The organism is Pseudoalteromonas sp. APC 3691, assembly GCF_030408135.1.
In the GTDB taxonomy this organism is placed as follows: domain Bacteria; phylum Pseudomonadota; class Gammaproteobacteria; order Enterobacterales; family Alteromonadaceae; genus Pseudoalteromonas.
Genome location: NZ_JASDCB010000041.1, coordinates 22,498 through 34,043, shown reverse-complemented (window position 1 = coordinate 34,043; position 11,546 = coordinate 22,498). Strand labels below are relative to the sequence as shown.

The following is an 11,546-nucleotide window of genomic DNA, read 5'->3' as shown; positions in this document are numbered from 1 at the left end:
TTTGAGGAGCTTGGTTTATATCCAATAGAAAAAGTGAATGCGGGATGGCTTGCTTTATCAGCGTTTAGGAAATAAGTTGATAAAATGTGAAGGGTACAGGAGCCGTATACGAGGTCCGTACGTACGGTTCTGTGAGAGGGATGAGGCATAAGCCTCACCCTACTCGATGTGCTCTAGAGTAGTTAATAAAATAACCCAGCGACATTACATCAGGCAGTTAAGGTTTAGGCGCTTCAATTACCCAAGGCTGTGAAAACCAAAAATAATCACTAGGACTTGAAATAGAAGGGGCAGTACAGTTAAAGCGAGAGCGCCCTTCATTAAGTACTTTTGGTGAGGTTATTTCAACTGTATTTTTATTTATCCATTTTAAATCAGCTTGTCCTACGCTTGATACGTAACAGGCAAATTGACTCTTATGGAAATCACCCATATTAAATTCAATTGTGAGTGCGGGTGGATTTTGTTGTGTAACGCTATCTTGATAAGTTAAATTGGTGATATTAAATGCGCGTGAGTTAAGCTTAGTAATAAGAGTTTCTAGTTTGCTGTAAAAGCCTGATGCAGGAAAACGTGGTAAGCGGCTAAAATTAGAATCTTTATTTACAGCGCCGGAGTGCTGACCAATACCCACAAAACCAAGCTCTGTCACAAGTGCTTGCAGCTCGTTATTAAACTCACCATACGGGTATGCTAAGTATTTATAGTCGTGGCCTATTTCTTCTTTTATACGCTTTTGAGAGCTAAGAATATCTTGCTTAATACGTGATTGCCATTGCGCATCAGTTTCGTTTTCAAGCTTAAGGTGTAAGTAATCATGTTGTCCGCTATGATTGGCTATTAATGCCCCTTTTTTAGATAATTCTTTGAGCTTACCCCACCCCATTACGTAACTCATGCCTTCGTCTATTAATTTAGGATTTACAAAGATAGTGTACGGGTAGCCAAACTTTTCTAAAATAGGTGCAGCTTGTTCATAGTTATTGTTATAACCGTCATCAAAGGTGATAGCGACAGTTTTATCAGGTAAGGTTTCACCTTGCTGAAGCGCGCTTATTAACTCATTAAGAGGAATAACGTTAAAGTTGTGCTCTTTTAAATAGCTTAAATGTTTAGTAAAAGTATTCGCGCTAACGCTCGTTACAGCAGGCAGGGTTTCACTAACATGATGATACTGTAAAATAACGGCTGCTTGAGCCCGCACAGATATACTAATGAGGATAAACAATACTAAATGAAACAATTTCTTATACATAATAAGGCACACCATAAAAGCTTGCTGTTGTTAGCGGGTCCGATGATACTATCAAATATCACAGTGCCGTTGTTAGGAATTGTTGATACTGCTGTAATTGGGCACTTAGGAAGCGCTCATTACTTAGCGGGTATTGCCCTTGGCTCTGCAGTTATATCTATTTTATTTTGGCTTGCTGGTTTTTTAAGAATGAGCACCACAGGACTCGTGGCACAAGCGTACGGAAAAAACGATTTAACCCAACTTGCCGCTTTACTTAAACGAAGCCTATTACTTGCAAGCGCAGTGGCTGTGCTATTAATTGTGTTATCCCCATTAATAAAGCACGCTATTGCTTATCTCTCCGCCGCCAATGGCGATGTACTCGCCCAAGCGTATCAGTATTTTAGCATTCGTATTTTTAGTGCTCCAGCAGCATTGTGTAATTTAGTGTTACTGGGTTGGATGCTTGGTGTGCATTATGGTCGAGGTCCATTTTATTTATTACTCGTCACTAATATCGTTAATATAGTGCTCGATATTTGTTTTGTGGTTTATTTAGATTGGGCAGTTGCAGGCGCTGCGTGGGCTTCACTTATTGCTGATTATACGGCTTTAGTATTTGCACTGTTTTTAGTGGTTAAATTAGCTAAAAAGCAAGGTATTGAACTAAATGTACCGAATTGGCTAAGTATTAGCAAAATGGCTGAATTATTGAGTTTGAATAGAGATATATTTATTCGCTCTTTGATACTGCAATTATGCTTTAGTTTTATGACATTCTACGCAGCGCGAATTGGCGAAACTACACTCGCCGCTAATGCTGTTTTACTTAACTTTCTAATGTTGGTGAGTTTTGCTCTTGATGGCGTTGCTTACGCATCTGAGGCAAAAGTAGGGCAAGCTAAAGGCCAAGGAAGTGTTAAAAATATAGAACTATGGGTTAAAATAAGTGTATTTTGGGGCATGCTTTTTGGCGTGTTATATAGCGCTTTTTTTGCATTATTTGGCAGCACTATAATAAAGCTTTTAACCAATGTGCCAGAGGTTATTCAAGAGGCAACTCACTATTTGCCATGGCTAATAGTATTGCCTATTTTGGCCATGAGCTGCTTTTTGTTTGATGGTGTTTTTGTTGGACTCACAAGAGCAAAGAACATGCGTAACAGTATGATACTTTCCGCTGGAGTTGGTTTTTTTGGTGTGTTTTGGGTGTTTATAGACTGGGAAAATAATGGGTTATGGCTGGCTATGAGCTGCTTTATGTTAATGCGCGGGGTTACATTAATCATTAAATATTACCACTTAAAAATAAATAATCAGCTATTAGATTAAATAAATGAATGGTTTATTTCCAGAGATCGGGGTCGTGGTGTTTAGGGCCCATATCTTTTAAAACTTGTGAAAAACGATTAGCAAAAATACCGCAGTAGCCCCAACCGGCAAAAAATAATGCGGGGAGTAAAATTATAACGCCAATTATTTGTATGCTGTAGTGAGTGTAATACCCAATAGATATGAATATCACGGCTAGCACAAACAGTGCTAAGCCGCGAAAAAAGCGCTTTAAGCTCAGCTTAGGGTTGCTCCCTAAGCGATAGATAAGCTGCTTTAGCATTTAAAAGGCCTAATAGTAAGAGTGATCGCCCGCTTCGTGCTCTGTTATATCAGCAACACCGGTGATTTCTTCAAACTTAGCTATCATTTCTTTTTCAATGCCTTCTTTTAGCGTTACATCGATCATAGAACAACCGTTACAACCACCACCAAATTGAAGTATAGCTATACCTGCAGCTGTAATTTCAACAAGGCTTACTTGACCACCGTGGTTAGCAAGTTGTGGATTTACTTCGGTTTCTAGCATGTGCTGTACACGTTCGTTTAACGATGCATCATCACCTATTTTACGCGCCTTTGCATTTGGTGCTTTTAGCGTTAACTGAGTACCCATTTTGTCGGTAACAAAATCGATTTCAGCTTCTTCTAAAAATGGAGCACTTTCTGCATCTACAACGGCATCAAAACCGTTAAAGTTTAGGCGAATATCGCTCGCTTCTACAGCGTCTTCTGGACAATAAGACACACCACATTCCGCTTGTGATGAACCAGGGTTTACAACAAACACACGAATATTGGTTTGTTGTGATTGATCTGCTAATAGTTTAGCAAAATGCGCTTGCGCTGTTTCGGAAATAGAAATCATAAAACCATCTATACTTGACTAAATTACTCGGATACTGCGTATCATACTCCGCTCATCGTGTTGCGGCTAGTGTTGAGCATAAAAAGTTGGCATCTATTTTAAGCAATGGTAGCGTGCAAACAACGAACATTTTTTGAGTGATTTATATGCGTTTGGTATTAACATTAATGGTGGTGTTGCTTAGCTTTTCAAGTGTAGCTAAGCCACTTTCGTATTATTTTGAACAAGATGTAAAATTTGACCCTTCAATTCCTACTCCTAAGCAAGTACTCGGTTACGAAGTAGGAGAGTGGCACGTGAGACACGATCAGCTCGTACGTTATATGGAAATACTTGCTGATAAAAGCGATCGTATAAATTTTGAGGTGATTGGCCGCACGCATGAACAACGCCCGCTTGTAATGCTAACAATTACTGCGGCTAATAAGTTATCAAATATAGAACAAACACGCCAAGCTCATCTGGCACGTTTAAGTAATAATAATGATAAAGCCCAAGATGAACCCGCTGTTGTGTGGATGGGTTATAGCGTTCATGGTAATGAATCATCAGGTAGTAACTCATCATTGCTGGTGGCTTATTATTTAGCTGCAGCTCAAGGCGATGAAGTTGATGAGTTATTAAACAACACTGTTATTTTACTTGACCCTTCACTTAATCCTGACGGGCTCGCTCGTTTTGCTAATTGGGCCAACAGTAACCGAGGCATGAACTTATCAAGTGACCCTAAAACCCGTGAGCATGTTGAAAACTGGCCAAGTAGCCGTACTAACCATTACTGGTTTGATTTAAATCGTGACTGGTTATTACTACAACATCCTGAATCGCGCGCGCGTATTGCCAAATTTCATCAGTGGAAACCAAATATCTTAACCGATTTTCATGAAATGGGGCCTAATAGCAGTTACTTTTTTCAACCAGGTATTCCAAGCCGTAAACACCCAATAACACCGGATGAAAATGTAACTTTAACCAAAGCGATTGCTAACTATCACGCAAAAACGTTAGATAAAAACAACGCACTGTACTTTACCGAAGAAAGCTTTGATGACTTCTATTACGGTAAAGGTTCAACCTATCCTGATGTAAATGGTGGTGTCGGTATTTTATTTGAGCAAGCCAGCTCTCGCGGACATGTGCAAGAAACCATAAACGGTACATTGACTTTTCCTTTTACTATTAAAAATCAGTTAGTAACGAGCTTATCAACCTTTAAGGCGGCTGTTGATAACCGAACTGCTTTACTTGATTACCAAGCTAAGTTTTATAATCAGGCAGCTGATTTAGCCAGTGATGAAAGCTTTGAAGGCTATGTTGTTGAAGGTGCAAGTGACAACACCCGTATTGAGCATTTTTTAGAATTGTTAAAGCAGCATCAAGTTAACGCTTACCCACTTACTAAATCATTAAAAGCAGATGGTAAGAATTTCAGTACGCATAGCTACTTTGTACCATTAGCGCAGCCACAATACCGTTTGGTAAAAGCGGTTTTTAGTGAGCAAAAAAACTTTACTGATAATACTTTTTACGATGTATCAGGCTGGACATTAGCGCATGCGTTTAATCTGCCATTTTCTAAAGTTAAAAGTAGTTGGGGATTAAAGGTTGCTGATAAAGCATGGGAAAAAATAGCAACTCCATCATTTTCTTCACTCACCGAGGGTTACGCATTTGGTTTTTCGTGGGATGATTATTTAGCACCTAAAATGTTAAATAGCCTATTACAGCAAGGTATAAAAGCACGAGTAGCGCTAAAAGCGTTAACGGCTAAATCAACATCAGAAGAAATTAATTTTAAACCTGGAAGTATTATTATACCGGCAGGACTACAAACAAATACAGATTGGATTACCTTGCTAAATAAAGCACAAAATGAGTTTGGTATTGCAATTAAACCTATTACCTCAGGCTTAACAAGCAAAGGGGCCGATTTAGGGTCGCGATCAATGGCGGTTGTTAATGCTCCAAAAGTACTGCTCATTGGCGGGCAAGGCGCAAGCCAGTACGAAGTCGGTGAAGTGTGGTATTACTTAGATCGCTTTGTAGGTGTTGCACCAACAATTGTTGAAATGAATCGCTTAAGCTCACTCGAATTAAGTGACTACAGCCATATTGTGCTTGCTCATGGCAATTACAATAGCTTATCTGATGCCGACAAAGTGGCTATTAAAAGCTGGGTAAGAAAAGGCGGCGTTATTTGGGGTCACAAAGGCGGCGCTAAATTTTTAGCTAATCAGCAATTACTCAAAGCAAGCTACCTATCACGACAAGATTTAGCGAGTGCATTTAAAACGACAGGTTTAAGTTATGGTGATAAAGATCATTTAGCAGGGCGTCAGCACATTGCAGGTGCTATTGTTAATACTAATGTAGATTTAACTCATCCGCTTACATTTTCACTTAAGCGCAATACATTGCCTGTATTCAAAAACAGTACTTGGTTGCTAGAAGCTTCCGGTGCGCCGTTCGTAAATGTGCTTACCTACACTAAAAATCCATTATTGGCAGGCTTTACCGATGCTGTTAATGTTGAACAAGTTGCTGGTGGTGCGGGCTTAATTGCACACTCGTACGGACGAGGTACAGTAATCGGCATGACCGACGACCCTGTATTTAGAGGTTACTGGTATGGGACTAGTCGACTACTAAGCAATGCTTTATTTTTTGGTCATACGTTTCGTGCAAATGGCGAATAATACCAATTTGCATAATTAAGTGATCTACTTTGAGGATGGAACAACGTGTTGATAGCTAGGCAAAAAGTTCGCTATTTAGTTGGTCTCGGCAATTGCTCCTGCATTGCTCTACCTTCTGCATCCATGCAGTCGTAAATGAGAATTTTTTAACGCCGGTAGCGGTACGTTTAGCCCAACAAAATGATTAAGTATTATTGCGGATTGGTATAATACTTTTTAATAATTAAATAGGCGTTAAGCAAGTTGTAAAAGCCCACACTTGTTTAGCGCCTGCTTGTTTTAGTGCACTAGTAGCTGCGTTTAATGTTGCCCCTGTCGTCATCACATCATCAACAATAGCGACTGTTTTATCGCCCATATCCTCTGTACAAATAAAGGCATTTTTTAAGTTTTTAATACGCTTTGCTTTAGATAGCTCCGACTGGGCTTGTGTTTTTTTATTGCGAATAAGTACGTTATTCAGTGGCGCGTAATTAGCTAAACATGGTTGCCAAACTTGGCTTACTTGATTAAACCCGCGAGTAATGAATCGGCTTTTATGAAGAGGTAAAATAATAAAGGTATCGGGCAAGGTAGGGCTTTGCTCAAAAAACTGCGCTAATTGCTTTTTAATAGTTTGCTGTAATGCTTTTTTATAATGAATTTGGTTACTAAATTTTAGCCGTTTAAGCCAATGCTCAAAGGGCGGTTGATAAAAAGCGCAGGCAAATAACTTATCAAACTCGCAATTAGGAAACATCTCAACAATATCGGGTCGGTGCAGTAAATTATTATGCTTACTAAAATCAAATAACGGTAAATCTTCAAGGCAATAATCACACAACCCTAAATTAGCTGTAATCGGGCTTTGACATTGCACGCAATAAGAGGGAAATAACCAATTTAAAACAGCTTGTTTCATTGATTCACTCCGTGCATTACAACCACCTATTTAAACGTTATGATAAGCCTAAGTTTGGTAAAGGTTAGGCAAATATGCAAAATGAGTTAGTGTTATTACATGGTTGGGGAATGAATCAGGGCGTATGGCAGTTAGTACAGCCAGAACTTGAGTCTTTATATTCAGGAAATGTACGTAGCCTTGACCTACCGGGATTTGGTAATAGCCTTGTTTGCCCAAGCCCTTATACTTTACATGATGCAGCAGTAATTTTAAGTGGGCAGTTAAAACCTAAATCTATTTTAATGGGATGGTCGTTAGGTGGTTTATTTGCACTGTATATTGCAAAGCATTGGCCCGAAAAAGTGTCAAAAGTAATTTTAATTGCTTCCACCCCTTTTTTTGCAGAATGTGACAATTGGCCCGGAATAAAAGCAAAAGTACTTACCCAATTTAAAGAACAATTAGTTAATCACAGAGAAAAAACCATAGATCGCTTTTTAGCTATTCAAGCAATGGGTAGCGAGTCGGCACGTGATGATATAAAGCAACTTAAACAATTATTAAACCAATATAGTGCACCAAAAATCGAAGCGCTGAGTACTGGCTTAGATATTTTACAAAACGACGATTTACGTGATTTATTTGCTCACTGCCCAGTACCTATCAAAGGAGTATTTGGTCGACTTGATGCCTTAGTGCCTTATAAAGCAATTAGTGAAATGTCAGTACTAAATACTGAGTTTGAATACGAAGTACTAGATAAAGCGTCGCACGCACCATTTATTTCTCATAAAAGTGAGTTTTTATCTGTCGTTAAATCAATGCTTTAAAATAGAGCTAAGAATAGCCCTGTTTAAAGCTTTATTTTGAGCAGAACCTGAGCGATAATTAAACAATGTTTATTTGGTGGAGATTTTAATATGCCAATCGGATCTGTATTTAACAGTGGTGTAGAAGGGTTTAATCGCGCTAGCCAAGGTATTGAAAAAGCCAGTGCTGAGATTAACCGTGCCAGTATAGAACAGCAAGATGATGCACAATTAGCGCAGCAACGTCAGCTTAGCGCAGCACGCCCTGAAGAAGCTATTACTGCACCTGTAGCACAACCAGCTCGTGTTGATGAAGCGCTTGTTAACTTAAAAGTTGAAGAGTTTAATGCTAAGGCAAACACGCAATCAATTCAAACGGCCGATGATGTACTTGGCACGTTAATCGATATTAAAGTTTAGTAATAATGAATATTGTCACGCCATTTCCGTCTATCAATATAAACACAGCAAATGTTTATACGGAAACTGCACGGCGTGACAACCAACTACGCGAAGTTATTCCTGCTCCCGCATCTAGTAGCGCAAGCAATACAGAAACCAAAGCGCAAAGTGATGCTGAAAAAGCCAAACTTCCAGGCAATAATAGTGATGTATCTACTTACGATGCTACCGGTAAACTAGCTGACGATAAAGCAATTGAGCAGCGTGAAGGCAACTCAGAAAATTCAGAGAGTGCCGATCAAGATGCCGAACAAGAAGCGTCTCAACAAGAAACTGAGCAAGAAGAGCAACAGCTCGAACAAGAACAACAGCAAATTAAAGAACTTAAAGCCCGTGATACAGAAGTACGTGTACACGAACAAGCTCATGCTGCTGTTGGCGGGCAACATGCAGGATCGCCTAGCTATGGTTATGAGCGCGGTCCAGATGGCACCAACTATGCCGTAAGTGGTGAGGTACAAATTGATGTATCTGAAGTCCCCAATGATCCGCAAGCCACCATCGATAAGATGCAAACCGTGCGGGCTGCCGCATTAGCGCCTGCAGAACCATCGGGAGCTGATAGATCAATAGCAGCTGATGCAACACAAAAAATGGCAGCTGCTCAAGCTGAACTTGCGATGCCAGAAGAAGAGCAAAGCGAAGACGATGAGCAAAGTAATAAGCTTTCAGCCAACGAAACCAGCACTGCAGAATCAGAAAGCGACACGAATACAGAGCAATCTCGCGATGCCGATGTGGAAGCTCGAGCTGGGCGCATTGCCAATTTTTATCAAATGACGAGTTCACCACAAAGTGAAAGTGGCTTTTCGGCGTATGGTTAATAACTTCGTAAAATGAACACAAAAAAACCGCTTACGCGGTTTTTTTCGTTTTAGCTTAGCTGTACAAGTATTATTTTTTCACTTTAGCATTAGCGAACGCATCGGCAAATGCATTACCCATTAACGCATTACCGTTGTCACGTTTAGGCTTTGCAGCGCGAGGTTGCGAATTATTAGCACGTGCTTGTGGTTTTTGCGTAGCTGGCGCTGCTGACTTATTACTTGTGTCAATGTCGTCATCTAAGCGCATAGTAAAGCTTATACGTTTACGTGCAGCGTCTACTTCAACAACTTTAACCTTTACAATATCACCAGCTTTAACAACTTCACGCGGATCTGATATAAATTTATTCGTGATTGCTGAAATATGCACTAGACCATCTTGGTGAACACCTACATCAACAAACGCACCAAAATTAGCAACGTTTGAAACCACGCCTTCTAAAATCATACCTGGTTTTAGGTCACTAATTTTTTCAACACCGGCTTTAAACTCAGCTGTTTTAAATTCAGGGCGAGGATCTCGACCTGGTTTATCAAGCTCAGTAATAATGTCGGTAACGGTTGGTAAGCCAAATTTTTCGTCAGTGTAATCGTTAGCAGCAAGTTTAGTTAAAAAGTCGCTGTTACCAATTAGATTACTGACATCGACGCTATTGCGTTCACAAATACGTTTAACAACAGGATAAGCTTCAGGGTGAACTGATGAGTTATCTAGAGGATCGCTACCATTGTTAATACGTAAAAAACCAGCCGCTTGTTCAAATGCTTTTGGCCCTAAACGCTCAACCTTTTTAAGCTCACTACGTTTAGTAAATGTGCCGTTAGCATCGCGATAATTAACGATATTTTGCGCTAATGTTTTGTTTAAACCAGATACGCGTGTAAGTAGCGGTACCGATGCCATGTTTAAATCTACGCCTACTGAGTTTACACAGTCTTCAACTACTGAAATAAGGCTTTGGCCTAATTGGCTTTGCGATACATCGTGTTGGTATTGGCCAACGCCAATTGATTTTGGCTCAATTTTAACAAGTTCAGCAAGAGGATCTTGAAGGCGGCGCGCAATAGAGACAGCCCCTCGTATAGAAACATCTAAATCTGGGAATTCATTAGCTGCAAATTCAGAAGCTGAGTAAACCGATGCACCCGCTTCGCTAACCATAATTTTACTAAGCTTAAGTTCGCTGTTTGCTTTCATAAGCTCAGCAACCAACTTATCTGATTCGCGTGATGCAGTACCGTTACCAATCGCAATTAGCTCAACTTTATGCTGACGACAAAGTTGCTCTAACGTACGCACTGATTTATCCCAATGATTTTGTGGTGCATGAGGGAAAATAGTTTGTGTAGCTAGTAATTTACCTGTGCTATCAACAACGGCAATCTTACAGCCAGTACGAAGGCCTGGATCAAGACCTAAAGTAGTACGGGGGCCTGCAGGTGCTGCCATTAATAAATCTTTTAAGTTTTTAGCAAATACGTCGATTGCACCAGCTTCTGCTTTTTCGCGCATTGCTGCAAAAAATTCATTCTCTAGGTGTAATCCTAACTTAATTTTCCACGCCCATTGCACAACGTTTAATAACCAAGGACTTGCCGCTTTATATTTAATATCTAAACGGTAATGGTCAGCAATCATGTTGGCACATAGTTGCGCTGAATTTTCAGCGCTAGGCTCTGGATTAACATTTAACTGAAGTACACCTTCATTTCGGGCTCTAAGCATAGCAAGCGCGCGGTGAGAAGGTACTTTTTTGAGAAGTTCTTGATGCTCAAAGTAGTCACGGTATTTTGCACCCGCTTGCTCTTGGCCTTTAATTACAGTGCTTTCAATTGCGCCGTTTTGGCTTATGTGACTTCTAAATTTAGCAAGTAATTTTGCGTCTTCAGCAAAGCGCTCCATCAAGATAAATTTAGCGCCTTCGAGTACAGCTTTTGTATCTGCAAAGCCTTTTTCAGCATTTACAAACTGCTCTGCTTGTTGCTCTGGGTCAAGGTTAGCATCTTTAAATAGTGCATCTGCAAGTGGCTCTAAACCAGCTTCAATTGCTATTTGGCCTTTAGTACGGCGCTTAGCTTTATAAGGTAGGTATAAATCTTCAAGTTCAGTTTTACTTTGTGCATTGGTTATATCGGCACTTAGCTCTGGCGTTAATTTATTTTGCGATTCGATGGTCGATAAAATAAAACTACGGCGCTCTTCTAGTTCACGTAAATACGATAAACGCTGCTCTAAAAGGCGTAATTGGGTGTCGTCTAGGCCGCCGGTAACTTCTTTTCTGTAGCGGGCAATAAAAGGAACAGTTGCGCCTTCATCAAGTAATTTTGTAGCTGCAACAACCTGTTGCTGCTGTGCGTTTAACTCACCGGCTAAACGTGCAGAGATATCGCTCATGCAAAAACCTTTTTATACAATAAAATAAGACCAGAAG

General features: G+C 40.0%; 10 protein-coding genes. 5 read left to right on the top strand and 5 right to left on the bottom strand.

Features of this window, described 5'->3' with window-relative positions; translation table 11 throughout:
- Nucleotides 1-217: 217 nt before the first annotated feature.
- On the bottom strand, nt 218-1,255 hold the full coding sequence (locus tag QL998_RS13430) for a polysaccharide deacetylase family protein (RefSeq protein ID WP_182196125.1): 1,038 nt from the start codon (nt 1,253-1,255) through the stop codon (nt 218-220).
- A gap of 42 nt (nt 1,256-1,297) precedes the next feature.
- Between QL998_RS13430 and QL998_RS13425 the strand changes: the two genes are divergently transcribed.
- The gene (locus tag QL998_RS13425; RefSeq protein WP_024599656.1) at nt 1,298-2,569 is read left to right on the top strand and encodes an MATE family efflux transporter; all 1,272 of its coding nucleotides are present in this window, start codon (nt 1,298-1,300) and stop codon (nt 2,567-2,569) included.
- Between the two features lie 13 nt (nt 2,570-2,582).
- Here the strand turns inward: QL998_RS13425 and QL998_RS13420 are convergent, their stop codons facing one another.
- On the bottom strand, nt 2,583-2,852 hold the full coding sequence (locus tag QL998_RS13420) for a hypothetical protein (RefSeq protein WP_290192874.1): 270 nt from the start codon (nt 2,850-2,852) through the stop codon (nt 2,583-2,585).
- A 9-nt stretch (nt 2,853-2,861) separates the two neighbouring features.
- The gene (gene nfuA / locus QL998_RS13415) at nt 2,862-3,437 is read right to left on the bottom strand and encodes a Fe-S biogenesis protein NfuA (RefSeq protein ID WP_002959571.1); all 576 of its coding nucleotides are present in this window, start codon (nt 3,435-3,437) and stop codon (nt 2,862-2,864) included.
- Between the two features lie 146 nt (nt 3,438-3,583).
- On the opposite strand from nfuA, the gene QL998_RS13410 reads away from it, so the two are divergent.
- Entirely contained in the window at nt 3,584-6,133 is a 2,550-nt protein-coding gene (locus tag QL998_RS13410; protein WP_290192873.1) for a M14 family zinc carboxypeptidase, read from the top strand.
- A gap of 223 nt (nt 6,134-6,356) precedes the next feature.
- Here QL998_RS13410 and QL998_RS13405 read toward each other — a convergent pair whose 3' ends face one another.
- The gene (locus tag QL998_RS13405) at nt 6,357-7,034 is read right to left on the bottom strand and encodes a ComF family protein (protein ID WP_024599658.1); all 678 of its coding nucleotides are present in this window, start codon (nt 7,032-7,034) and stop codon (nt 6,357-6,359) included.
- Nucleotides 7,035-7,108: 74 nt separating this feature from the next.
- Between QL998_RS13405 and bioH the strand changes: the two genes are divergently transcribed.
- The 3 genes from bioH to QL998_RS13390 all read left to right on the top strand — a co-directional run bounded on the left by bioH (nt 7,109) and on the right by QL998_RS13390 (nt 9,111).
- Nucleotides 7,109-7,846, top strand: a complete 738-nt coding sequence (bioH, locus tag QL998_RS13400) for a pimeloyl-ACP methyl ester esterase BioH (RefSeq protein WP_290192872.1) — start codon at nt 7,109-7,111, stop codon at nt 7,844-7,846.
- A gap of 90 nt (nt 7,847-7,936) precedes the next feature.
- The gene (locus QL998_RS13395; RefSeq protein WP_149594701.1) at nt 7,937-8,245 is read left to right on the top strand and encodes a hypothetical protein; all 309 of its coding nucleotides are present in this window, start codon (nt 7,937-7,939) and stop codon (nt 8,243-8,245) included.
- A 5-nt stretch (nt 8,246-8,250) separates the two neighbouring features.
- On the top strand, nt 8,251-9,111 hold the full coding sequence (locus tag QL998_RS13390; protein WP_170072829.1) for a putative metalloprotease CJM1_0395 family protein: 861 nt from the start codon (nt 8,251-8,253) through the stop codon (nt 9,109-9,111).
- Nucleotides 9,112-9,181: 70 nt separating this feature from the next.
- Here the strand turns inward: QL998_RS13390 and QL998_RS13385 are convergent, their stop codons facing one another.
- Nucleotides 9,182-11,509 (bottom strand): Tex family protein, encoded by a 2,328-nt coding sequence (locus QL998_RS13385; RefSeq protein ID WP_024594285.1) that lies wholly within the window; start codon nt 11,507-11,509, stop codon nt 9,182-9,184.
- Nucleotides 11,510-11,546: the final 37 nt, after the last annotated feature.